19 protein-coding genes are annotated in these 23,114 nt (G+C 63.9%); 9 read left to right on the top strand and 10 right to left on the bottom strand.

From position 1 onward, the window contains the following. Window positions 1-336: 336 nt before the first annotated feature. The 5 genes from DXK50_RS15995 (at window position 337) to rarD (ending at window position 4,686) form a co-directional block, all read left to right on the top strand. Window positions 337-630: a hypothetical protein gene (locus tag DXK50_RS15995; RefSeq protein ID WP_024309783.1), complete on the top strand. Its 294-nt coding sequence runs from the start codon at window positions 337-339 to the stop codon at window positions 628-630. A gap of 43 nt (window positions 631-673) precedes the next feature. Further along, window positions 674-1,414 (top strand): ComF family protein, encoded by a 741-nt coding sequence (locus tag DXK50_RS15990; RefSeq protein WP_212630992.1) that lies wholly within the window; start codon window positions 674-676, stop codon window positions 1,412-1,414. A gap of 59 nt (window positions 1,415-1,473) precedes the next feature. Next, entirely contained in the window at window positions 1,474-2,238 is a 765-nt protein-coding gene (locus DXK50_RS15985) for a TOBE domain-containing protein (RefSeq protein ID WP_212630991.1), read from the top strand. Window positions 2,239-2,422: 184 nt separating this feature from the next. Continuing rightward, window positions 2,423-3,397: a serine/threonine protein kinase gene (locus DXK50_RS15980; RefSeq protein ID WP_212630990.1), complete on the top strand. Its 975-nt coding sequence runs from the start codon at window positions 2,423-2,425 to the stop codon at window positions 3,395-3,397. A gap of 395 nt (window positions 3,398-3,792) precedes the next feature. Beyond that, the gene (gene rarD, locus DXK50_RS15975; RefSeq protein WP_212630989.1) at window positions 3,793-4,686 is read left to right on the top strand and encodes an EamA family transporter RarD; all 894 of its coding nucleotides are present in this window, start codon (window positions 3,793-3,795) and stop codon (window positions 4,684-4,686) included. Between the two features lie 251 nt (window positions 4,687-4,937). Here rarD and DXK50_RS15970 read toward each other — a convergent pair whose 3' ends face one another. Both DXK50_RS15970 and DXK50_RS15965 read right to left on the bottom strand, forming a co-directional pair. Then, window positions 4,938-5,456 carry a glycine cleavage system transcriptional repressor gene (locus DXK50_RS15970; RefSeq protein WP_161866014.1) on the bottom strand — a complete coding sequence of 173 codons (519 nt, stop codon included), beginning with the start codon at window positions 5,454-5,456 and terminating at the stop codon, window positions 4,938-4,940. A 32-nt stretch (window positions 5,457-5,488) separates the two neighbouring features. Beyond that, window positions 5,489-5,938, bottom strand: coding sequence for a GNAT family N-acetyltransferase (locus DXK50_RS15965; protein ID WP_212630988.1), 450 nt, complete (start codon window positions 5,936-5,938; stop codon window positions 5,489-5,491). 358 nt (window positions 5,939-6,296) lie between these two features. Between DXK50_RS15965 and DXK50_RS15960 the strand changes: the two genes are divergently transcribed. After that, a complete protein-coding gene (locus DXK50_RS15960) occupies window positions 6,297-8,474 on the top strand; it encodes a malate synthase G (RefSeq protein WP_212630987.1) in 2,178 nt (725 codons plus the stop codon). 161 nt (window positions 8,475-8,635) lie between these two features. On the opposite strand, the gene DXK50_RS15955 is transcribed toward DXK50_RS15960, so the two are convergent. Next, window positions 8,636-10,702, bottom strand: coding sequence for an LTA synthase family protein (locus DXK50_RS15955; RefSeq protein WP_212630986.1), 2,067 nt, complete (start codon window positions 10,700-10,702; stop codon window positions 8,636-8,638). Window positions 10,703-10,867: 165 nt separating this feature from the next. Between DXK50_RS15955 and DXK50_RS15950 the strand changes: the two genes are divergently transcribed. After that, window positions 10,868-12,799 carry a putative nucleotidyltransferase substrate binding domain-containing protein gene (locus DXK50_RS15950; RefSeq protein ID WP_212630985.1) on the top strand — a complete coding sequence of 644 codons (1,932 nt, stop codon included), beginning with the start codon at window positions 10,868-10,870 and terminating at the stop codon, window positions 12,797-12,799. Further along, window positions 12,796-13,497, top strand: a complete 702-nt coding sequence (locus DXK50_RS15945; protein WP_212630984.1) for a 3'-5' exonuclease — start codon at window positions 12,796-12,798, stop codon at window positions 13,495-13,497. The genes DXK50_RS15950 and DXK50_RS15945 overlap by 4 nt, the downstream gene beginning before the upstream one ends. Before the next feature lie 253 nt (window positions 13,498-13,750). On the opposite strand, the gene trhP is transcribed toward DXK50_RS15945, so the two are convergent. The 4 genes from trhP to DXK50_RS15925 form a co-directional block, all read right to left on the bottom strand. After that, a complete protein-coding gene (gene trhP, locus DXK50_RS15940) occupies window positions 13,751-15,058 on the bottom strand; it encodes a prephenate-dependent tRNA uridine(34) hydroxylase TrhP (protein ID WP_212630983.1) in 1,308 nt (435 codons plus the stop codon). Between the two features lie 141 nt (window positions 15,059-15,199). After that, complete coding sequence (locus DXK50_RS15935; protein WP_212630982.1) at window positions 15,200-15,706, bottom strand: hypothetical protein; 507 nt, start codon at window positions 15,704-15,706, stop codon at window positions 15,200-15,202. A 91-nt stretch (window positions 15,707-15,797) separates the two neighbouring features. Beyond that, entirely contained in the window at window positions 15,798-17,567 is a 1,770-nt protein-coding gene (locus DXK50_RS15930) for a sodium:solute symporter family protein (protein ID WP_161866022.1), read from the bottom strand. Between the two features lie 6 nt (window positions 17,568-17,573). Next, window positions 17,574-17,834, bottom strand: a complete 261-nt coding sequence (locus DXK50_RS15925; protein ID WP_037003603.1) for a DUF4212 domain-containing protein — start codon at window positions 17,832-17,834, stop codon at window positions 17,574-17,576. A gap of 247 nt (window positions 17,835-18,081) precedes the next feature. Between DXK50_RS15925 and DXK50_RS15920 the strand changes: the two genes are divergently transcribed. Continuing rightward, window positions 18,082-20,217, top strand: a complete 2,136-nt coding sequence (locus tag DXK50_RS15920; RefSeq protein WP_212630981.1) for a TonB-dependent siderophore receptor — start codon at window positions 18,082-18,084, stop codon at window positions 20,215-20,217. A gap of 110 nt (window positions 20,218-20,327) precedes the next feature. On the opposite strand, the gene DXK50_RS15915 is transcribed toward DXK50_RS15920, so the two are convergent. The 3 genes from DXK50_RS15915 to creD all read right to left on the bottom strand — a co-directional run bounded on the left by DXK50_RS15915 (window position 20,328) and on the right by creD (window position 22,958). Further along, complete coding sequence (locus tag DXK50_RS15915; RefSeq protein WP_212630980.1) at window positions 20,328-21,116, bottom strand: PA3715 family protein; 789 nt, start codon at window positions 21,114-21,116, stop codon at window positions 20,328-20,330. A gap of 144 nt (window positions 21,117-21,260) precedes the next feature. Further along, window positions 21,261-21,563: a hypothetical protein gene (locus DXK50_RS15910; protein ID WP_059392316.1), complete on the bottom strand. Its 303-nt coding sequence runs from the start codon at window positions 21,561-21,563 to the stop codon at window positions 21,261-21,263. A 51-nt stretch (window positions 21,564-21,614) separates the two neighbouring features. Further along, entirely contained in the window at window positions 21,615-22,958 is a 1,344-nt protein-coding gene (creD, locus tag DXK50_RS15905; protein ID WP_212630979.1) for a cell envelope integrity protein CreD, read from the bottom strand. Window positions 22,959-23,114: the final 156 nt, after the last annotated feature.

Genomic DNA, 23,114 nt, shown 5'->3' with positions numbered 1-23,114 from the left:
GAAGTCCTTCGACGCTTGGCGGCATCTGTTGTCAGGCCCCAGCGGGGCATTCAGGCTTTGGCCATCATAAGTGGCGATTGGACGCTGTCAACCATGATAAATACACAGGTTTACATCTGATCATTTATTGATCAATAGAACTTATGTTATGGCACAAGGCCAAATGCTTACCAGGCCGCTGAAAAACGTAGGCGAGGCAGCCAGTGCAAGGCAAAAACAGGCGAAAAAGCGGAGTTTACGAGCTGTAAATGAGCATTTTGAGCCTGTTTTTAACGCAGCAATGGCAACGCAGGTAGTTTTTCAGCAGCCTGTTACCCCTCCAACAGGATGCTCTGCATGCAAGTAGAAGGTTTTTTTGAAGGGCTCGGCGAAGCGCTGGGCCGCGCCATCCGTTTCATCGTCGACATGCTGTCCGGCGTGCTGGGCGCGATGGCCGATGCCATCGACGACTTTCTTCATGGGCTGGCCAGGGCCATCGGCATGGACGTGTCGATCTTCAGCATCATCCTGCTAATCATCGGTCTGCTGTTTCTCTTCAGCGGCGTGCGCTCGTTCCTACGCGGCTCGATCATCGGCGGGGTGATCTGGGTGTTTCTCGGCCTGATCGTCATGGGCTGGCTGATCCGCTGACGCTGGCTACACTTCCGGCATCCTCGCTCACGGATGAGCCGCCATGCCACTGTTCGACCTCACCTCGCTGCGCCGCCTGCCCTGGCTCAGGCCACGCCGCCATTGCCAGCTTTGCGATGAAGCGACCGATCATCCCACGCACAACATCTGCACCGCCTGCGAAGCCGAGCTGCCCTGGCTCGGCCCGCACTGTCAGGTCTGCGCAGTGCCGCTGGCGGCTCACGGGCTGATCTGCGGCGCCTGCCAGAACAAGCCGCCGAGCTTCGCCCGCGTGGAAGCGCCCTGGCGCTACGCCTTTCCGGTCGACAATCTGATCACCCGTTTCAAGCACCAGGCGCAATGGCCCCATGGTCGTCTGCTCGCAGAACTGCTGGCCGAGCATCTCGGCCACGCCTACGACGAAGGCCTGCCACGGCCGCAAGCCCTGCTGCCGGTGCCGCTGGCAGGCAGGCGACAACGGCAGCGCGGCTTCAACCAGGCGCAGATGCTCGCCGACTGGCTGGGCGCCAGCCTGAAGCTGCCAGTACACAATGACTGGCTGCAGCGCCGTGTCGATACGCCCGCTCAGCAGGGTCTGGATGCCGCCACGCGCAAGCGCAACCTGCGCCAGGCATTCAGCCTCGGTCCTCATGCGCAGGTTGCCGGTGCTCATCTGGCGCTGATCGATGACGTGCTCACCACAGGCGCAACCGCCGGTACGCTCGCCCATTTGCTGCACCGCGCTGGCGCCCTGCGCGTCGACGTCTACTGCCTGGCTCGCACGCCACGGCCGGGCGATGGCTGACTTGACGCACCTGGCACAGTCACGCACCGTGCGAACATCTTTTTTGCCAAGCCCGAACCATGTCGCAGCTCGATCCCCTCGCCCAACTGCTCAGCCGCCGACCGAAACGCCTGGCCCTGCTCGAACAGATCGCCGAACAAGGCTCCATCACCCGCGCCGCCAAGGCTGCCGGGCTGAGCTACAAGGCTGCCTGGGATGCCATCGACGAGCTGAACAACCTGTCCGAACAGCCTCTGGTCAGCCGCAGCGTCGGCGGCAAGGGCGGCGGCGGCGCACGTCTGACGCCCGCCGGCGAGCGACTGCTGGCACTGCAGCGACGCCTGCAGGCGCTGCAGATGCAATTGCTGCAGGCCGCCGGTGACGATGCCGACCTGGAGCTGCTCGGCCGCCTGATGCTGCGCACCAGTGCGCGCAACCAGCTGACCGGCCGCGTACATGCGATCGATGCGCAGGGGCACAACGACCTGATCACTATCGAGCTGCCTGGTGGCAAGCACCTGCAGGCGCTGATCACCCATGACAGCACGGAAAACCTGCAGCTGGGCCAAGGCAGCAGCGTGGTCGCGCTGATCAAGGCCGGCTGGCTGGAGCTGCAACCACTGAGCCAGCCGGCAGCCGTTGGGCTCAATGCACTGGAAGGCCGCATCGAGCAGATTCTGCCGGGCGGCGATGGCCCCAGCGAAGTGCGCGTGAACCTGGCCAACGGCCAGACGCTGTGCGCCTCGGTCGAACCGCAGCGACTGGCGGAGCTGGGTATCGCGGTCGGTGATCCGGTGCGCGCGCAGTTCGCTGCCAGCCAGGTGTTGCTGGGTACGCAGCTGTAGGACGGGGCGACTCGACAGAACCCTGGCCCGGAGCAAACGCGGGGATTCTCGGTTGCCGCGGATTTCATCCGGGCGACAAGGCTTTAGCGCGCGCTCCGTCAGTAACGGTAGCGGCGGGTTGCACCCGCCCAACGGCTAGTCCATCCGCCAGGTACACTGTGCATCCACCTTTGCGGAGCCGCTCATGAGCCATCCTTTTTTCACCCTCACCCCGGATCTGGTGCTCGATGCCGTGGAGAGCCTTGGCTATCTCAGCGACGCCCGCGTATTGGCGCTCAACAGCTACGAGAACCGCGTCTATCAGGTCGGTATCGAGGACGAGACACCACTGATCGCCAAGTTCTATCGCCCGGACCGCTGGAGCGATGCGGCGATCCGCGAAGAGCACGCCTTCAGCCTCGAACTGTCCGAGCATGAGGTGCCGGTGGTGGCGCCGCTGGTACGCGATGGCGAAACGCTGTTCGAACACGGCGGCTTTCGCTTCGCCCTGTTCCCCCGCCGCGGCGGACGCGCGCCGGAGCCGGGCAATCTCGACCAGCTGTATCGCCTCGGCCAACTGCTCGGGCGCATGCATGCCATCGGCGCCAGCCGCCCCTTCGAGCATCGCGAAAGCCTGACGGTGACCGGCTTCGGCCACGCCGCCCTGGCCTCGCTGCTCGACGGTGGCTTCGTGCCACGCAGCCTGTTGCCCGCCTACGAGTCGGTGGCGCGCGACCTGCTCGCCCGTCTCGACGAGCTGTTCGCCCGCGTGCGCTACACGCCGATCCGCCTGCACGGCGACTGCCACCCCGGCAACCTGCTGCACCGCGACGACGCCTTCCATATGGTCGACCTCGACGACTGCCGCATGGGCCCGGCCGTGCAGGACCTGTGGATGATGCTGGCCGGCGAGCGCCACGAACGCCTCGGCCAGCTCGCCGAGCTGGTCGACGGCTATCAGGAGTTCCACGACTTTGCCGCCCGCGAACTGCCGCTGATCGAGGGCCTGCGCGCCCTGCGCCTGATGCATCACAGCGCCTGGATCGCTCGGCGCTGGGACGACCCGGCCTTCCCCCTGGCCTTCCCCTGGTTCGCCAGCGAACGCTACTGGGGCGACCAGATTCTCGCCCTGCGCGAACAGTTGGCGGCGCTGGACGAAGAGCCGCTGCGGCTGTTCTGAGAAGTAGCCCGGATACAATCCGGGAGCGCAATCCCGGATTGCAGCCGGGCTACAGGATCATCGCGGCTATCGAGAGCAGAAGCCTTCGCGGCTGAAGCCGCTCCTACCGGGCAGGTGGACATCTGTAGGAACGGCTGGGCGGCATTCCGCTTCAGCCGCGATGCTTTTTGTCCGATGCCAAGGGCCTGGGGCGGCATTTGGACTACCCAGCGAGCCCCCGCATACCGATACAGTTGTGCGCGCCGCGTAAAGTTTGCCTTACGACTTGCCAGCGCTTCGGTATACAGAAAAAGCTCAACGAACAGACAAGCCTGGGGCCTGAAAGCTAAAATTTCGCGGCTAACCGTTAGCAGGCTGTCGAAACAGCCGATCTGCAGCCCAACCAAGGATCGCCAATGGCCGCCGCCAACCCGCAACGCGGGTACATTCTGGGCCTTACCGCCTACGTCATCTGGGGCCTGTTCCCCATCTACTTCAAAGCCATACAGCACATTCCGTCGCTGGAGATCATTGTCCACCGTGCGCTCTGGTCGGCATTGTTCGGCGCGATCCTGCTGATGCTGTGGAAGCATCCTGGCTGGTGGCGCGAGCTGCGCGAGCACCCCAAACGCCTGGCGGTGCTGGCCGGCTGCGGTCTGCTGATCGCCAGCAACTGGCTGGTGTACGTATGGGCGGTGAACAACGAACGCATGCTGGAAGCCAGCCTGGGTTACTACATCAACCCGCTGGTCAACGTATTGCTCGGTCTGTTGATTCTCGGTGAACGACTGCGCCGCCTGCAGTGGGTCGCCGTGGGGCTGGCGGCCATCGGCGTGGCGCAACAGGTCTGGCAGGTGGGCAGCCTGCCCTGGGTCTCGCTGGTGCTGGCACTGACCTTTGGTTTCTATGGGCTGATCCGCAAGAAGGCGCCCGTCGCTGCACTGCCCGGCCTGGTGGTGGAAACCTGGCTGCTGTTGCCGGTGGCGCTGGCCTGGCTGGCCCTGCACCCGGCAGCGATGAGCAGCCAACCCGAATTCTGGAGCAGCTCGCAATGGCTCTGGCTGGCGGCAGCCGGGCCCATCACGCTGGTGCCACTGGTTTGCTTCAACGCCGCCGCGCGCCACCTGCCCTACACCACGCTCGGTTTCCTGCAGTACATCGCGCCCACCCTGGTGATGCTGCAGGCGATCTTCCTGTTCGGCGAACATTTCGATCCAGCCAAGCTGGTGGCTTTCGCCTTCATCTGGGCAGGTCTGGCGGTTTACAGCCTGGATATCTGGCTGAGCCTGCGCAAACGCCCGACCGAATGAACGACCGGTGCGCCGCGCGTACCGGCTTCACCAGAGCATTGAACAAAAAATGCGCACAGACTGCGAAGTCTCGCCAGCATTGGGACGGCGACCTTCGCCCCCGGCTTATCCACAGAACCATCCCCGGCATTTGTGCACAAGCCCTTGATCCTGCTGAATTTTTGACCACTCAGTGAAAAGCCCCGGCGCACTAGGCAGTGCGCCGGGGCTCCCCAGTTTACCCACAGGCTGATCCACGCAATGCGTGGATATCACTCCTCGGTGCGCAGATTCAGTTCCACCATCAAATCGTCGGCCAGGGTCTCCAGGCGCGCCTGCAGTTGCTCCAGGGCCAGCGTTTCCGGCACGGCGAGCAGCGCCTCGGCGGTGAACAACAGCTCGCCGCTCATCGGTGCTGGTGCCACCTCGGTGAGCAAGCTCTCCAGGTTGACGCCCTGCTCGGCCAATACGCGGGTGATGTCGCGCACGATACCGGGACGGTCGTTACCCACCAGCTCCAGGCGAATCGCGGCGAAACGCCCGCCTGGTTCACTACCGCTGGCCGCCAGCTGCACACGGATGCCCTGCGCACTCAACCCCTCGAGTTCCTTGATCAGGCCGCCATGAGCCTCGGCCGGCACATCCACCCGCACGATCCCGGCGAACTGCCCGGCCATGCGCGCCATCCGGCTCTCCAGCCAGTTGCCGCCATGATTGGCCACGCAGCCGGCCAGACGCTCGACCAGGCCGGGTTGGTCCTCGGCAATCACCGTCAGTACCAGATGATCCATGTACTACCTCACTCGTTCACAGGATGGGAAAGTCAGTCGCGCAGCGACAACCAGTAGGTGAAGAACTGTTCGTCGCGCACATAACCGAGCCGCTCGTAAAGGCGCTGACCGGCCAGGTTGGTCTTCGCCGTCTCCAGTTGCAGACCGCAGGCCCCGGTTGCCTCGGCATGGGCGCGGGCAGCATTCATCAGCGCCTCGCCAACGCCGCAGCGGCGCGCGCTTTCGTCGACATACAGATCGCTGAGCAGCCAGGCCGGTTCCAGCGCCAGCGAGGACAGAAAGGGATATAGCTGCACGAACCCCTGCGCGGCGCCCTGTCCGTCACGGGCGATGAACAAACACGAATCTCCGCGCTCCAGCCGCGAGCCGAGGAAGGCAGCGATGTCCGCATCGGCCCGTGGCACCTGATAGAAACGCAGGTAGCCGGCAAAGAGCCGGATGAGATCGACAAGATCGGCAGCAGAAGCAGCGGAAACCGTCATGACAGGCTCCAGAAGGCGTGTCGGGCAGTATAGGCGAGGGACGCGTAGGCCATATTGATGCCGTTGTCAGTAGCGGGATCAATTAATCGTGTACGTTTTTAATTATTTTATGGAACAATAGCGCCGCTTTTTGCACACAGAGCGTATTCAGCATGACCCGAATTAGTCTTTTGGTCGCAGTCTGACGCGCAACCACTGCATTTCCCCGGAATCTTGATGTAGTATGCCGCGCCACGGACTACAAGACGGCCAGCCCGTCTCCGACGAGCCTCTCTGAAAGCGCAGGCGCTGATCCGCAGGTCGTTTTCAGAGGTGCCCGAAGCGGCGATTGAGTAAAGCTCAGAGAGTGAGGCAAGTGATGACTGAACGCGTTCAAGTCGGTGGCCTGCAGGTCGCCAAAGCCCTGTACGACTTCGTGAACAACGAAGCCATTCCCGGTACCGGCATCGCTGCCGACCAGTTCTGGGCCGGTGCCGCCGCGGTCATCAAGGACCTGGCGCCGAAGAACCGCGCCCTGCTGGCCAAGCGCGACGAGCTGCAGGCGCAGATCGACGCCTGGCACCAGGCGCGCAAGGGTCAGGCCCACGACGCCGCCGCCTACAAGGCCTTCCTCCAGGAAATCGGCTACCTGCTGCCGGAGCCGGAAGACTTCCAGGCCACCACCGGCAACGTCGACGAAGAAATCGCCCGCCTGGCCGGCCCGCAGCTGGTGGTGCCGGTGATGAACGCGCGCTTCGCCCTTAACGCCTCCAACGCCCGCTGGGGCTCGCTGTACGACGCACTGTACGGCACCGACGTAATCAGCGAGGAAGGCGGCGCCGAGAAAGGCAAGGGCTACAACAAGGTACGTGGCGACAAGGTCATCGCCTTCGCCCGCGCTTTCCTCGACGAAGCCGCGCCGCTGACTGCCGGCTCGCACGTCGACTCCACCGGCTATGCCATAGTCGACGGCAAGCTGGTCGTTGCCCTCAAGGGTGGCAGCAACAGCGGCCTGCGTGACGACGCGCAACTGGTCGGCTTCCAGGGCGAGGCCAGCGCGCCGATCGCCGTGCTGCTCAAGCACAACGGCCTGCACTTCGAAATCCAGATCGACGCCTCCAGCCCCATCGGCAGCACCGACGCCGCCGGCGTGAAAGACGTGCTGATGGAAGCGGCGCTGACCACCATCATGGACTGCGAAGATTCCGTCGCCGCCGTCGATGCCGACGACAAGGTGGTGGTCTACCGCAACTGGCTGGGCCTGATGAAGGGCGACCTGGCCGAGGAAGTGTCCAAGGGCGGCAGCACCTTCACCCGCACCATGAACCCGGACCGCGTCTACACCAAGCCGGACGGCTCGGAGCTGACCCTGCATGGCCGCTCGCTGCTGTTCGTGCGCAACGTCGGCCACCTGATGACCAACCCGGCCATCCTCGATGCCGAAGGCAACGAGATCCCGGAAGGCATCCAGGACGCGCTGTTCACCAGCCTGATCGCGGTGCACAACCTGATCGGCAACACCACGCGCAAGAACACCCGTACCGGTAGCGTGTACATCGTCAAGCCGAAGATGCACGGCCCGGAAGAAGTCGCCTTCACCAGCGAGATCTTCGCCCGCGTCGAGGATGTGCTGGGCCTGGCCCGCAACACCCTGAAAGTCGGCATCATGGACGAAGAGCGCCGCACCACCGTCAACCTCAAGGCGTGCATCAAGGCTGCCAGCGAGCGCGTGGTGTTCATCAACACCGGTTTCCTCGACCGTACCGGTGACGAGATCCACACCTCCATGGAAGCCGGCGCCGTGGTGCGCAAGGCCGCGATGAAGAGCGAGACCTGGATCGGTGCCTACGAGAACAACAACGTCGACGTTGGCCTGGCCACCGGCCTGCAGGGCCGCGCTCAGATCGGCAAGGGTATGTGGGCCATGCCGGACCTGATGGCCGCCATGCTCGAGCAGAAAGTCGCGCATCCGCTGTCCGGCGCCAACACCGCCTGGGTCCCCTCGCCGACCGCCGCCACCCTGCACGCCCTGCACTACCACAAGGTCGACGTGTTCGCCCGTCAGGCCGAACTGGCCAAGCGCACCCCGGCTTCGGTGGACGACATCCTGACCATCCCGCTGGCCAAGGACACCAGCTGGAGCGAGGAGGAAATCCGCAACGAGCTGGACAACAACGCGCAAGGCATCCTCGGTTACGTGGTGCGCTGGATCGACCAGGGCGTCGGCTGCTCCAAGGTGCCGGACATCAACGACATCGGCCTGATGGAAGACCGCGCCACCCTGCGCATCTCCAGCCAGCTGCTGGCCAACTGGCTGCGCCACGGCATCGTTACCGAAGCGCAGGTGGTCGAAAGCCTCAAGCGCATGGCGCCGGTGGTGGATCGCCAGAACGCGGCTGACCCGCTGTATCGCCCGATGGCCCCGGACTTCGACAACAACGTCGCCTTCCAGGCCGCGCTGGAGCTGGTGGTCGAAGGCACCAAGCAGCCCAACGGCTACACCGAGCCGGTGCTGCACCGCCGCCGTCGCGAATTCAAGGCCAGGAACGGTCTGTGATGCGGACGCTGCGCGAATGAATAAACCGCCCTCCGGGGCGGTTTTTTATTGGGCAGTCGCGGCTGAAGCCCCTCCCACGGGCGCTGATGTCGCAGTCGCGGCTAAGGCTCCCTCCCGCGGGCGCTGGATGTTGCGGGAGGGGCTTTAGCCGCGACAGGCAGTCAGGGCTTGGTCTGCGCTGTTTTGTCCGCCGTCACCCCGGTGGTATTGCCCAGCAGACTGGCTGTCGCCGTCTGCACGAAGGCCGACAGCTTGCGTTCCAGATCGCTGCGCCGCTGCGCGTCGTCGATCACCTCGGCACGGGCTTCGTGGCCCAGCTGGTAGCGATAAAGGCGCGCATCACGGTCACGCGGTTTGACCAGAATGTTGTCGCCGGTCACCAGGCCCACGGTCTGATCACTGCCCGACGGTTTGATCACCGCCACGCCGGCGTCGCCCTCGGGTAGCGCCAGCAGGTCGCGGCCCCAGCATTGCTGCTGCACCGGCTGACCGAGGCGGCCCATGATGGTCGGCACCACGTCGATCTGGCTGCCGACGGTATCGCGGCTGTTGCCGAAGGTTTCCTGCACGCCAGGGCCGATCAGCAGCAGCGGAATGCTGAAGCGTGACAGGTCCATTTCGGTGATCTGCTCGTCGTTGCCGAAGCCGTGGTCACCCAGCAGCACGAACAGGGTGTCCTTGAAATAGGGCTGCTGGCGTGCCTTGGCGAAGAACTGGCCGAGCGCCCAGTCGGCATAGCGCATGGCCGTCAGGTGCTGGTCCAGCGAGCCATGGCCGGTGACGCGCTCGACCGGCAGGTCTTCCGGCAAAGCGTAAGGCGTGTGGTTGGACAACGTCTGCAGCAGCGCATAGAAGGGTTTGCCCTGGCTGGCTAGCTTGGCCAGTTCATCGGCGCCACGGCTGAACATGTCCTGATCGGACACGCCCCAGGTCGGGTCGATGAACACCGGATCGACGAAATCGTCACGACCGACGAAATTGCGCATGCCCTGGTTGGCGAAGAACCCGGACTGGTTATCCCAGGCGAAGCTGCCGTTGTACACATAGACGTCGTCGTAGCCACGAGCGCTGAGCAGCTGCGGCAGGCCGGAAAACTGGTGGCTGCCTTCCGGCATGCGCATCAGGTATTCGAAGGCCGGCAGGTTGGGGAAGCAGGCCATGGTGGCGAACATGCCCTGGTGGGTATGGGTGCCGTTGGAGAACACGCGCTGGAACAGCAGGCCCTCCTTGGCCAGGGCATCGAAGTACGGCGTGATGCCATCCTGATTGCCCATGGCGCCGATGTAACGCCCGGCCATGCTCTCCATGAGGATCACCACCACGTTGCGCACCTGCGGCAACTGCCCCTCGGCCGGCGGCGTGTAAAGGCGGCGCACAGCGGCCTGGTCGGCGTCGATCAGCTTGTCGCGCGGGGTCAACAGCAGGTCGCGGGTGATCTGCTGCGCCTCCTCGGCCGGCAGCGTGGCCTTCCAGCTGTTGTCGCGGTGGTCGGAGAAGAAGTTATCGGCCGCATCGACCAGGGTCAGGGTGCCATTGAGGCCCAGGTGGTTGGCGAACATCGAATCGGTGGTGTAGGCGTCGCCCCAGCGCAGCGGCGGGCCGGAGCGCAGGGTGCCGCGAGCGGCGACCACGCAGATCAGCAGCAACAGCACGAACACGGCAGTGCGCACCGGCCAGCGCGGCGGCGCAGCGTGGCCACGGGCGCGGGTGGCGCGCTCGATACGGCGGAACAGCCAGGCCAGCAGCAGCGTAGCCAGGGCCCAGGCCAGCAGCAGGCGTAGCACCGGGAAGCCGTTCCAGATCATGCTGGCCACGGTGCCGATATCTTCCTGCATGTACTGGAACACCAGGCTGTTCAGGCGCTGGTGGAATTCGCGATAGAAATTCAGTTCGACCACGGCGAAGAACAGGCACAGGCTGGTGGCGAAGGTCAGCCAGGCGACGTGCAGACCTCGCGCGCGCATCGCCGTGACGCTGAGCAGCGACAGGCTGAGCGGAATGCACAGGTAAACAATCAGGCGCAGGTCGAAACGCGCGCCGTTGACGAAGGATTCGACGAAGGTGCCGGCCGGCGTATCGGCGATCAATGCCTGGTTGTAGGCCAGCAGCCCCAGGCGGGCCAGGGCGAACAGCAGCAGCATGCACAGCGCGCTGCCGAGGATGAAAGCCAGGTGACTGGCAACACTGACCTGCGCCGCCTCACGGGCAGCTGGTACGGATGACTGCATGGATAGGCCTTGCTCTTTACGGAATACATGGGCGGGTGCAGTCTGCCCGGGGACACGTCAAAATTTCGTCAAGAACCGCGCCCCGGCACCCTACTTAGGTGCAATGGGCAACAGCGTGGCCGAGAGCCACACTGACACCATCCCGAAACTGCGAGGCGCACGCCCATGAGCAAGGCCGACGCGATGGCCGATGCGGGCAAAACTGCGGTGCTGCAGAACATCCACGGCACCATGGAGTTCCTGCACAAGTTCCCGCCTTTCAACCAGATGGACACCGCTCACCTGGCGTTTCTGGTCGAGCACTGCCAGCTGCGTTTCTATGCCGAGGGCGACTCGATCATCAAGCCCAGCGATGGCCCGGTCGAACACTTCTACATCGTCAAGCAGGGGCGCGTGCACGGTGAGCGCCCACACAGCGCGAGGCGCGGCACCGAGACCACCTTCGAGATCACCGCCGGCGAATGCTTCCCTCTGGCCGCGCTGATCGGCGAGCGTGCCACGCGCACCGAACACCTGGCCGCCGAAGACACCTTCTGCCTGCTGCTGGCCAAGCACGCCTTCGTCAAGCTGTTCGCCGTTTCCAACCCGCTGCGCGACTTCGCCCTGCGCGGGGTCAGCAGCCTGCTCGATCAGGTCAACCAGCAGGTGCAGCTGCGCGCAGTGGAAACCCTCGGCGCACAGTATTCGCTGGACACCCGCCTGGGCGAACTGGCCATGCGCCAACCCATCGGCTGCGCGCCCGACACGCCGCTGCGCGATGCCGTACGACTGATGCATGAACAGCACGTGGGCAGCATCGTGGTGCTCGACCCGGCCGACAAACCGCTGGGCATCTTCACCCTGCGCGACCTGCGCCGGGTGGTCGCCGACGGTGTCGACCTGGCCCAGCCGATCGACAAGCTGATGACGCCCAACCCCTTCCATCTGGCGCCGGATGCCAGCGCCTTCGATGCCGCCATCGCCATGACCGAGCGGCATATCGCCCACGTCTGCCTGGTGGAGCACGAGAAACTCTGCGGGGTGATTTCCGAGCGCGATCTGTTCAGCCTGCAGCGCGTCGATCTGGTGCACCTGGCGCGCACCATTCGCCACGCCGGCAAGGTCGAGACGCTGGCCGGGCTGCGCAGCGACATCCGCCTGCTGGTCGATCGCATGCTCGCCCACGGCGCCAGCTCGACGCAGATCACCCATATCGTCACCCTGCTCAACGACCACACCGTATGCCGGGTGATCGAGCTGACCCTCGAGGACATGGGCGATCCCGGGATCCCCTTCACCTGGCTGTGCTTCGGCAGCGAAGGCCGCCGCGAACAGACCCTGCACACCGACCAGGACAACGGCATCCTCTTCGAGGCCAGCGATGCCGCCGAGGCCGCGGCCATTCGCGAGCGCCTGCTACCCATCGCGCGCGAGATCAACCAGCGCCTGGCACAGTGCGGTTTCACGCTGTGCAAGGGCAACATCATGGCCGGCAATCCCGAACTGTGCCTGTCGCGCCAGGAATGGTCACGGCGCTTCGCCGGCTTCGTGCTCGAAGCCACGCCGGAGAACCTGCTGCGCTCGTCGATCTACTTCGACCTGCGCACCATCTGGGGCCCGGACGAAGGCTGCGAGCAGCTGCGCAACGAGCTGCTCGGCCGCGTCGCCAGCAACAGCCTGTTCCAGAAGATGCTGGCCGAGAACGCCCTGCGCCAGCGACCACCGGTCGGGCGCTTCCGTGATTTCGTGGTGGCACGTTCCGGCGCCGACAAGGATACCCTCGACCTCAAGGTACAGGGCCTGACGCCTTTCGTCGACGGGGCGCGCCTGCTCGCGCTGGCCAATGGCATCGGCGCGGTCGGCACCCTGGAGCGCTTGCGCGCGCTGATCGCCAAGGGCGTGATCGATGCGCTGGACGGCGCCGCTTATGAAGAGGCCTACCACTTCATTCAGCAGACGCGCATGCAGCAGCACCAGTTGCAGGCACGCGACGAGCTGCCCTACTCCAATCGGGTCGACCCCGACCACCTCAACCACCTGGACCGGCGTATTCTGCGCGAGTCGTTCCGCCAGGCGCAGCGCCTGCAGAGCAGCCTGGCCATGAGGTATCAGCTATGAGCAAGTTCACCTGGTTCACCGGTCGCGGTCCGGCCCTGACCCAGCAGCAGCTGCAGCGCCGCAACGAGCTGAGCGCGCCGGCGCCCTTCGACGAGCGCCCACTGCATCAGCAGCGTTTCGTCGTGCTCGATCTGGAAACCACCGGTTTGAACATGCGCCGTGATCAGGTGCTGGCCATCGGCGCGGTGGTGATCGACAACGGCGCCATCGACTTCGCCGAACAGTTCGAATGCACGCTGCACCAGCCCGATCATCAGGCCAGCGCCAGCACCCTGATTCACGGCATCGCCCCCAGTGAAGTGGCCCGCGGCGTCGATCCCGCCGAGGCGCTGCTGGACTTCATGGAGTTCGTCGGCAGCAGCCCGCTGCTGGCCTTCCACGCGGGTTTCGACCAGCGCATGCTGGCCCGCTCGCTCAAGCAGCATCTGGGCTATCGCCTGCAGCACAATTTCTTCGACGTCGCCGAAATCGCGCCGCTGCTGTGCCCGCAGTCACGCATCCGTCAGGGTGGACTGGACGAGTGGGTCGCCGAATTCGGTCTGCAGGTGCACCAACGTCACAACGCCAGCGCCGACGCACTGGTCACCGCCGAGCTGGCGCTGATGCTGTTCAGCAAGGCGCGCCGCCAGGGCATCGACAGTCTTTGCGAGCTGGAGCGTCAATTGGCCAGCCGGCGCCGGCGCCAGCACGCGATGTAGCAGCCCACCGCGCATCGCCTGCAAGCGGCTCCTACAGATGCACAGCGGCGCGGCAGACATCGCGGCTAAAGCCGCTCCTACGGGTTCGAGGTCGCGGCAGGCTGTGCATCCGTGGCTGGCGCTTCCTCCAACCGCACATACTGTTCAGGTGGGAGGCGCTTCAGCGGCAAGCGTTTATCGCGGCTAAAGCCCCTCCTACGGTTTTGTGGTTGCCGCGGCTGCGCATCGCTCTTTTCGTCCACCCTACGAAAACCTAGAGATCGCACATCAGCAGCCCGTATTCCAGTTGCACATCCGCCGGCAGCGGCAGATACAGGACGTGGCCATCGCCAGGCGCCACCTGCTGCGCCTGCCCTTGAGCGTTCTGCAGGTGCTCCAGGCCGAAACGCAGGTTGCCCTGCGGCGTCATCAACTCCAGGCCGTCGCCCACGGCGAAACGGTTCTTCACCCGCACCTCGGCCAGCTCGCCACGGCGCTCGCCGGTCAGCTCACCGACGAACTGCTGACGCTCCGACAGCGAGCTGCCGCGCTCGTAGTTCTGGTATTCGTCATGTACATGGCGGCGCAGGAAGCCCTCGGTGTAACCCCGATGCGCCAGTGACTCCAGGCTGCCCAGCAGGCTCGGGTCGAACGGCTTGCCGGCCAGCGCATCGTCGATGGCGCGGCGGTAGACCTGCGCGGTGCGCGCCACGTAGAAATGGCTCTTGGTGCGCCCTTCGATCTTCAGCGAATGCACGCCCATGCGCACCAGGCGCTCGACGTGCTGCACCGCACGCAGGTCCTTGGAGTTCATGATGTAGGTGCCGTGCTCGTCTTCGAAGGCGGTCATTTCATCGTCCGGCCGCCCCGCCTCCTGCAGCACGAATGCCTGGGTGGTCGGCGCGCCCTGGCCCAGAGTCGGCTCGACCACACGAACGATCTCGCCCAGTTCGTTTTCGCTCGCAGGCGTGGCCTGGTACTGCCAGCGACAGGCGTTGGTGCAGGTACCCTGGTTGGGATCGCGGCGATTGATGTAACCCGACAGCAGGCAACGCCCGGAATAGGCCATGCACAGGGCGCCATGGACGAACACTTCCAGCTCCATGCCCGGCACCTCGCTGCTGATCTCCTCGATTTCCTCCAGCGACAGCTCGCGCGACAGGATCACCCGCGTCAGCCCCTGCTGGCGCCAGAACTCGACGCTGGCCCAGTTCACCGCATTGGCCTGCACCGACAGGTGGATCGGCATCTGCGGGTAGTGCTGACGCACCAGCATGATCAGGCCGGGGTCGGACATGATCAGCGCATCGGGACGCATCTCGATCACCGGCGCCAGGTCCTTGAGGAAGGTCCTGAGCTTGGCGTTGTGCGGGGCGATGTTGACCACCACGTAGAACTGCTTGCCCTGCGCGTGCGCCTCATCGATGCCGAGCGCGAGGTTGGCATGGTCGAACTCGTTGTTGCGCACGCGCAGGCTGTAACGCGGCTGCCCGGCATACACCGCATCGGCGCCATAGGCGAAGGCGTAGCGCATGTTCTTCAGGGTGCCGGCAGGCGACAGCAGTTCGGGAAAACGGGGCATGACCGCAAGCTCGAAAAATCAGGGGCTGGCGATTCTATGCAGGTGGCAGGCGCGAATATTGACCTGGGTCTATCGGCGCTTAAAAAGCGAGGAACACGCGCCTTGCCGAAGGGCCGGCAAGGCAGGTTGAAGTCCAGACGGTTACTGGCAGGTCAGTCGATAAAGCGCATCTTCCTTGTCGATACGCTTGAGCTGCGCCAACAGAGGCTGCTGTTTCTCATCCAGCGGCAACAGCTCGGCGGTCGTGCAGTTGAGCAGATGCGCCTGATGCGACACGTGATCGATGTGCTGCTTCTCGAAGCGATAGAGCATGAACTCGGCCACTTGCGCGTCCGCCACCTGCTTGCGCACGACATTCTTGCTGTCGAGCACGGTGAACGCGGTGACCATCGGCACGAAGTAGCTCCACGGGCGCCAGAACACATGACCCGCTTCAGTCGCAACGACGACCGACTCGGCGGGCTGACGCGCCTGCTGATGCTCGAACCAGGAGTACTCGTAGAACACCTGATAACTCAGCATTCCCAGGCCACCGAACAGTGGCACGATCCACTTCGGCAGCTTGTTGCGCGTCAGTTTGCGCAGCAGCAGAGCGATACCGGCAGCGCCGAGCCCCGCCACCACGATGGCAAGCAAAGTCCACAACATATGACTGTTCCCGAAAAAAGAAGGGCCTCCAGTGGAGGCCCGTCTGTCAGACCCTGGACCATCGACAGATGGCGTCGGGCGAGGATTATGCTCAGTGGTTCAGAGCGGCACCAGCACCTTTGGGGGTACGCACGCTTTCCACCAGGTCCTGGATTTCCTGTGGCGGCTCGGCGGTGACCATCGATACGCCGTAGGCCACGGCGAAGTTGATCAGGGCGCCGACGGAGCCGAAGGAAGCCGGGGAGATACCCATGAACCACTGATCCGGGGTATTGGGCAGCATGTTGGTTTCCGGAATGAAGAACCAGCCCAGGTAGGTGAAGATGTACAGCAGCGTCACCACCAGGCCGGCGACCATACCGCAGATCGCGCCCTTGTCGTTCATGCGCTTGGAGAAGATGCCCATCATCAGTACCGGGAACAGGGTTGCCGCGGCGATACCGAAGGCCAGCGCCACCACCTGCGCGGCGAACCCGGGTGGATTCAGGCCCAGATAGGTCGCCAGCAGGATCGCACAGGCCATGGAGATCCGCGCTGCGCGCATTTCCCCCTTCTCGCTGATTTTCGGATTGATCAAGGTCTTGATCAGGTCATGACTGATCGCCGAAGAGATCGCCAGCAACAAGCCCGCAGCCGTCGACAAGGCCGCCGCGATGGCGCCCGCCGCGATCAGACCGACGACCCAGCCGGGCAGGTTGGCGATCTCCGGGTTGGCCAGAACCAGGATGTCGTTGTTCACGGTCAGCTCGTTACCGTTCCAGCCACGCTCCTGAGCGGTCGCAGTGAAGGCCGGTGCAGCATCGTTGTACATCTGGATGCGGCCGTCGCCGTTCTTGTCTTCCCATTTGATCAGGCCGGTCTGCTCCCAGGTCCTGACCCACTCAGGACGCTCTTCGTAGGACAGGGCCGGGGCCGAGGCGCCTTCCGGATAAATGGTGGTCACCAGGTTCAGACGCGCCATGGAGGCAACGGCCGGCGCGGTGAGATACAGCAGGGCGATGAAGATCAGCGTCCAACCAGCGGACCAGCGGGCATCGGCCACGCGCGGCACGGTGAAGAAGCGAATGATCACGTGCGGCAGACCGGCAGTACCGATCATCAGCGACATGGTGAACAGCACCATGTTCAGCTTGTTGTCGACGTCCGCGGTGTAGGCAGCGAAGCCCAGGTCACGCACCACTTCATCGAGTTTCTGCAGCAGCGGCACGCCGGATTCGACGTGGTCACCGAACAGGCCCAGCGGCGGGATCGGGTTACCGGTCAGCTGCAGGGAGATGAAGATGGCCGGGATGGTGTAGGCCACGATCAGTACCACGTACTGAGCGACCTGGGTGTAGGTGATGCCCTTCATGCCGCCGAACACGGCGTAGGCGAACACCACGGCCGCAGCGATCCAGATACCGGTGGAGTTGCTCACCTCGAGGAAGCGCGAGAAGGCAACGCCGGCACCGGCCATCTGACCGATCACGTAGGTCACGGAGATGATCACCAGGCAGATCACTGCAGTCAGGCGCGCGCCACGACTGTAGAAACGATCACCGATGAAATCCGGCACGGTGAACTTGCCGAACTTGCGCAGGTAGGGTGCCAGCAGCATCGCCAGCAGCACGTAGCCGCCGGTCCAGCCCATGAGGAAGGTGGAGTTGGCATAACCGCCGGCGGCAATCAGGCCCGCCATGGAGATGAAGGATGCAGCAGACATCCAGTCAGCGGCAGTCGCCATACCGTTGGTGACCGGATGCACACCACCGCCAGCGACGTAGAACTCCTTGGTGGAGCCGGCACGTGCCCAGATGGCGATGCCGATGTAGAGCGCGAAGGACGCCCCCACGAACAACATGTTGATAACGAATTGGCTCATGACCACTTACTCCTCGACGCCAAATTCTTTATCGAGTTTGTTCAGTCTCCACGCGTAGTGAAAAATGAGCCCGATGAAGAAGAGGATTGAGCCTTGCTGTGCGAACCAGAATCCGAGGTCGGAACCGCCAACCGAGATTCCCGCGACCATCGGGCGCAGAATCATGGCGAATCCGTAGGAAACCAGCGCCCAGACAATCAGGCTCCAGGTGATGAGCCGCACGTTGGCCTTCCAGTAGGCCGCGGCATTTGCTTGTTCAGAAGTCATAGACGCCTCCGGTTATTGTTATTCTGATGCAGCTTCAAGCTAGCAGCAGGCCAGCCAGGACCGACAGATAGACATTGGTATTAGCTGCAGCGCAACGTTTCGGACAATTGTCGGAAACGCTGGAAACTGTAGAAGAAAAACGGCGCCTTCCAAGGCTATGAATAAGACAAAAACACATTTGATAGTGATTCTCTAAAACACTAGAATCCTGGGCCCTCACCTACCCGACGCCCCAAGGATTCACATCATGCGACGCCTGGTCGTACCGCTTCTCGCCCTACCCGCTCTTGCCGGTCACACCGCCTTCGCCAGCACTGACAACGACACGCCGCTGGCACTGGAAGAAATGCAGATCACCGCCCCCAGCGAGCGGGCCGACGGCCCGGTGGATGGCTACCGGGCCAGCCGCTCGGCCAGTGCCACCCGTACCGATACGCCGATTCACGAGATTCCGCAGTCGATCAGCGTGGTGCCGGCGCAGGTGGTGCAGGACATCGGCGCGGTGCGCCTGGAAGATGCGCTGGATTACGCCGGCGGCGTGGAGCGCGGCAACAATTTCGGTGGCCAGGGTCTGACCGAATTTCTGATTCGCGGCTTCAACAGCCAGGAGTTCTACCGCAACGGTTTCGCCGTCAACCGTGGCTACCCGAACATGCCCGACGCCAGCACCATCGAGCGCATCGAAGTGCTGCGCGGGCCGGCGGCCATGCTCTACGGCCGCAGCGATCCAGGCGGCACCTTCAACATCGTCAGCAAGCAGCCGCAGGCCGAACGCCGCACGGTGCTGGGCAGCCAGGTCAACAGCGAAGGCCTGCGCCGCGGCACACTGGACACCACCGGCGCGCTGGACGAACAGGCTGCCTTCACCTACCGCCTGAACCTGGTGGCCGAAGGCGGCGACAGCTTCCGCGATGACGTCGAGAGCGAGCGCTACAACGTCGCCCCGGTGCTGCGTTGGCAACTCAACGAGACCACCGCCGTCACCCTCGAAGGCGACTACCTGCACAACCGCCACCCGCTCGACCGTGGCGTCACCCGCTACTCCAACCAGAACGGCAAGCTGCCGCGCGACCGCTTCCTCGGCGAAGAATCCGCCGGCAAGCTGACCAACGCCAACGCCACTACGCAGCTGCGCATCGAACACCTGCTCAACGACAGCTGGACCCTGCGCGGCGGCGTGCAGTACCTCGACGGCGAGCTTTCCGGCGGCGCCGTGGAGAACAACAGCAACGCCTACACCGGCTTGCCTGCAGGCTCCACGACCATCGGACGCAACTACAACGAGCGCTGGCTGAACTGGAACGACGTCAACGCGCAGGCCAATGCCGAAGGCAACTTCGACCTCGGCGGCTTCGCCCATACTCTGCTGGTGGGTGTGGAGTACGACAAGTTCAACTACAACTCGCTGATCATCCGTTCGCCGGGCGGCAACGCTTACCCCATCGACCTGTACAACCCGGTACACGGCCAGCCGCTACCCGGGTTAGTCTCGCCTCCGACAACTCACGACGCAGAGACGCTGAAGTCCTACGCCTTCTACCTGCAGGACCAGATCGCCCTGACCGAGCGCCTCAAGGCCCAGGTAGGCGCGCGTATCGAGCGCTTCGAGCAGAGTTATGTGAACAAGCTCAACCGCAATGGCAACTGGGATCAGGCGCACAACGCAGTCTCGCCGCGCTTCGGCCTGATCTACGACCTCACCGACGAGCTGGCGGTATTCGCCAACACTTCGCGCTCGTTCAAACCCAATCGGGGCGCGGATCGCCTGGGCAATGCCTTCGATCCGGAAGAAGGCATCGCTCATGAAGTCGGCATCAAGTACGACATGGCCGACCGCGACCTGAGCCTGACCGCGGCGGCGTTCCATATCGTCAAGGAAAACGTGCTGACCAGCGACCCGCTGGATACCACGCGCAGCATCGCCGCCGGCGAAGTGCGCAGCCGCGGCTTCGATATCAACCTGGCCGGCAACATCACTCCGCAATGGCGGGTGATCGGCGGCTATGCCTATGTCGACGCCGAAGTCACCGAAAGCACCAGCGCCACCATGCCGGTGGGCTCACGCCTGGCCAACGTGCCACGGCACAGCTTCAACCTGCTCGACACCTACGAGTTCGACAGCGGCGCACTGGCCGGTCTGGGCCTGGGCGTGGGTGTGAAATACGTCAGCGAACGTCAGGGCCAGACCAGCAACAACACCTTCGACATGGACGGCTATAGCGTGGTCGACCTGCTGGCCTACTACCCGCTGACCGAGAACGTGCGCCTGAACCTCAACCTGAACAACGTGTTCGACAAGCACTATGAAGAGCGCGCCTGGAACGTCTGGGCCTACCCGGGCGAGCCGCGCACGCTGCAGGCGGGGATTTCCGTCAGCCTGTAAAACCAAGCGCCAGGTGAACGCGGTTCACCTGCCCTGCCACTTCGTAGCCCGGATGCAATCCGGGGATGGCCTGCCATGCCGTTCCCGGATTGCATCCGGGCTACGTGCTTTCAGAGCGGATCGGATACCAGCTCGATCGGCAGCAAGTAGCGGTCATCACCGTACTCGATGGGCAACTGGTAGCGATGGAAGTTTTCCTCGACGGTCCGGCATTCGCCGTCGATCAGCGCCATACGCCGCTCGACACGCGTGTTCTTCAGCAGCAGATCGCGATACCCGTCGTGCCCAGCCCGGTCGGTGATGATGACCACGCCCTTGGTTTCGCTGAATGCTCCGCTGCAGTTGGTATCCCACTCGCCTCCAGCCGTTCTCACCGGTAACTCGCTCAACAATGGGCGCAGGCTATCGGTGTCCAGCAGGTAAAGATCGAGCCGGGTTTCATAGAACGGATTGGGCCGCGAACTGCCGCGCCGCGATATCCGCACACCGAATGCAATATCGTCTGCGCGCAGGCGATAAGGCGCGGTATCGAACCTCAAATCCTCGATAAAAACCGCATCCCAATCCAGTCGATTGGGCTCGACCAGGCGCGCCAGGAAACGCTGCCTGGCGCTATCGAACACCAGCAATTCCAGGTCCGTTTCCCCGTAGCCATCGTGTTCGGCGCGCACCAGCGGCATCGCAAGCAGAGTCAGGTGAGGCCGTGCCGGCCAGACCTTGCAGATGCTGCGCTCGGCATCCACCCGGTAGTGCCCACGCTCGTCGTCCGGCGCCTGGCCGGCCGCATGGCCCGGGTGGGCCATCTCGACCCAGCTCGGCAGTTGCTGCCGGCAATCATCGGCCTGCGCCAGGCCCGCCAGCAGCAAACCACCCAGGGCGATGCTCAGTCTCTTGTTCATCCTTGAAGCCCTCCCGTTCGACGAGCCGCGAGTCTACGCGGCTGCTCACCTGCTGCCCATGACGGCCATCGCGAAACAGCCAGGCGATGCGCAGCGCCAGCAGATGCCCGGCACGCGCATCCTCGCGCAAACCGATATGCCCGCTCATGCCCGATACCACAGGCGCATGAAGCCCAGCGCCAGCAGCAGGCCGACCTGGCCCAATGCCGCGCACAGCGACAGGAAGGAACGCAACGTGCTGTTTTGCGCCGCGTCCTGAATACCGGTCAGCGCGCTCCAGAAACCCTCCGGCAGCACCATCAGGCTCAGGCTGGCCAGCGGCTTGCCGGTCAGCAGCAGGCCGTCGATCAGATTGAACCAGCCACAGAACATAAGGCCGATGAGGATCATCACCGCCACCACCAGACCGAGCCCAAGGCAGGCGGAAAATTGCATGAGAAGACGCATGGGGATCACCTTCGATAAAAGGGCGCGGCCTGCATTGACCGCCGAACAGATTCAGGATTGCGCAGCGCTGCGGCCGACGCCGTACCAGTCCAGTTTGCGGGTCAGCACCATCACGCTGCCGAGCACGCCGAACACCAGCAGCGAGCCCATCAGCAGGGCGTAGTCCTCGGCGTTGAGCAGGCCGTAGAGCATCGCGTACAACGCTGCCAGCAGGCTGCCGAAGCCCAGCCCGCGCCGCCAGCTATGCAGCACGAAACTGACGTAGAACCCGATCAGAGCTAAGCAGGCGCTGGCGGACAGACCGTAGGCCAGGGCGAAGTCCAGATGTTCGGAGAGCGACAACAGCAGCAGGTAGAACAGCGCCAGCGACAGGCCGACCAGGGCGTATTGCACCGGGTGTACGGCCAGGCGCTTGAGGACCTCGAAGAGGAAGAAGGTGGCGAAGGTCAGAGCGATGAACAGCAGCGCATACTTGATCGCGCGGTCGGTCTTCAGGTACTGGTCGACCGGGTCGACGAAACTCACCCCGAAGTTGCGGCCGAACAGCCCCTGGCAACGCTCGCTGCCCACGCAGTCACGCAAAGCCTCCTCCAGATTGGTGGCGAAGAAGCTGGTCTGCCACTCGGCCGTGAAACCCGCAGCGCTGATCTCACGACTGCTCGGCAGGTATTCGCCGACGAAGCTCGGATGCGGCCAGTCGGAGTGCAGCTTGACCCGGCTATCGCGCCCGACCGGCACGATCGAGAGCTGCTCGGTGCCCTGCAGTTTCAGATCAAAGGCGAACTCGAGCGTCTGTCCACCCTGCGCATCCAGAGCCGGGAGCGGTGCATGCACGCCGGCGCCGAAATTATCGTCGCCGCTGCCCGGTGCGAAGCTCAAGGTCTGACCGTTCAGGCGCAGTTGCAGGTCGTTGCTGATACCGCGGATATCGCTGATGCCGACCGAGAGGAAGGGCTTATCGAAGCGGTAGAAACCCAGGTCGTCGCCCAGTCCGAGGCGTGCCGGTAGACGAAATTGACCGCTGACCTGGCTGTCGCTGCGGTACAGGCGCGCTTCGTAGATGCCGCGCGCTCGCAGCTCGGTGCCAACCTGCCCTTCGAGCACGAAGCGCTCCGGCAGGAAATACAGGCGGCCGCGGCGCTGACGCTCCTCGCTATAGCGCTCGCCGGTCTTCTCGTTGGTTTTCCACTCGTGCGTGGTCTTGATGTAGGGCAGCACCAGGATCGGCCCGGTGATCTGCTGGCGGTAGCTGGAACTGCGGGCAATGTCCTGCAGCACCTCATGGCGTAGGCCCTGTCGCTCGTCGACCAGGCCATCGATCATCAGCAGGGGAATCATCAGCAGCAGAATCAGCAGGGCGATGGCGCCCAGCTTGAAGCCCAGGGAACGGCTCATGGTACGGCTCTCTGTAGCGAGTGAAGGTACGGCAGAGTCTGGGCAGGGGTGGTGGGAGGCGTATGGGGCGAGCGTGGAGATTGTGTGGAGAATGCATGAAACAGAAAGGGCGCCGATTCGGGGCGCCCTTTCTAACTGCAATGCGGCATGAGACTG

This window comes from Pseudomonas sp. KB-10 (assembly GCF_018221585.1).
In the GTDB taxonomy this organism is placed as follows: Bacteria; Pseudomonadota; Gammaproteobacteria; order Pseudomonadales; family Pseudomonadaceae; genus Aquipseudomonas; species Aquipseudomonas yangonensis.
This window is presented reverse-complemented; position numbering and strand designations above follow the sequence as displayed.

What these genes read in the sequence shown, in the direction of transcription:
- DXK50_RS15995 (WP_024309783.1), top strand. Translation starts at nt 337, where the DNA reads ATGCAAGTAGAAGGTTTTTTTGAAGGGCTCGGCGAAGCGCTGGGCCGC.
- DXK50_RS15990 (WP_212630992.1), top strand. Translation starts at nt 674, where the DNA reads ATGCCACTGTTCGACCTCACCTCGCTGCGCCGCCTGCCCTGGCTCAGG.
- DXK50_RS15985 (WP_212630991.1), top strand. Translation starts at nt 1,474, where the DNA reads ATGTCGCAGCTCGATCCCCTCGCCCAACTGCTCAGCCGCCGACCGAAA.
- DXK50_RS15980 (WP_212630990.1), top strand. Translation starts at nt 2,423, where the DNA reads ATGAGCCATCCTTTTTTCACCCTCACCCCGGATCTGGTGCTCGATGCC.
- rarD (WP_212630989.1), top strand. Translation starts at nt 3,793, where the DNA reads ATGGCCGCCGCCAACCCGCAACGCGGGTACATTCTGGGCCTTACCGCC.
- DXK50_RS15970 (WP_161866014.1), bottom strand. Translation starts at nt 5,456, where the DNA reads ATGGATCATCTGGTACTGACGGTGATTGCCGAGGACCAACCCGGCCTG.
- DXK50_RS15965 (WP_212630988.1), bottom strand. Translation starts at nt 5,938, where the DNA reads ATGACGGTTTCCGCTGCTTCTGCTGCCGATCTTGTCGATCTCATCCGG.
- DXK50_RS15960 (WP_212630987.1), top strand. Translation starts at nt 6,297, where the DNA reads ATGACTGAACGCGTTCAAGTCGGTGGCCTGCAGGTCGCCAAAGCCCTG.
- DXK50_RS15955 (WP_212630986.1), bottom strand. Translation starts at nt 10,702, where the DNA reads ATGCAGTCATCCGTACCAGCTGCCCGTGAGGCGGCGCAGGTCAGTGTT.
- DXK50_RS15950 (WP_212630985.1), top strand. Translation starts at nt 10,868, where the DNA reads ATGAGCAAGGCCGACGCGATGGCCGATGCGGGCAAAACTGCGGTGCTG.
- DXK50_RS15945 (WP_212630984.1), top strand. Translation starts at nt 12,796, where the DNA reads ATGAGCAAGTTCACCTGGTTCACCGGTCGCGGTCCGGCCCTGACCCAG.
- trhP (WP_212630983.1), bottom strand. Translation starts at nt 15,058, where the DNA reads ATGCCCCGTTTTCCCGAACTGCTGTCGCCTGCCGGCACCCTGAAGAAC.
- DXK50_RS15935 (WP_212630982.1), bottom strand. Translation starts at nt 15,706, where the DNA reads ATGTTGTGGACTTTGCTTGCCATCGTGGTGGCGGGGCTCGGCGCTGCC.
- DXK50_RS15930 (WP_161866022.1), bottom strand. Translation starts at nt 17,567, where the DNA reads ATGAGCCAATTCGTTATCAACATGTTGTTCGTGGGGGCGTCCTTCGCG.
- DXK50_RS15925 (WP_037003603.1), bottom strand. Translation starts at nt 17,834, where the DNA reads ATGACTTCTGAACAAGCAAATGCCGCGGCCTACTGGAAGGCCAACGTG.
- DXK50_RS15920 (WP_212630981.1), top strand. Translation starts at nt 18,082, where the DNA reads ATGCGACGCCTGGTCGTACCGCTTCTCGCCCTACCCGCTCTTGCCGGT.
- DXK50_RS15915 (WP_212630980.1), bottom strand. Translation starts at nt 21,116, where the DNA reads ATGAACAAGAGACTGAGCATCGCCCTGGGTGGTTTGCTGCTGGCGGGC.
- DXK50_RS15910 (WP_059392316.1), bottom strand. Translation starts at nt 21,563, where the DNA reads ATGCGTCTTCTCATGCAATTTTCCGCCTGCCTTGGGCTCGGTCTGGTG.
- creD (WP_212630979.1), bottom strand. Translation starts at nt 22,958, where the DNA reads ATGAGCCGTTCCCTGGGCTTCAAGCTGGGCGCCATCGCCCTGCTGATT.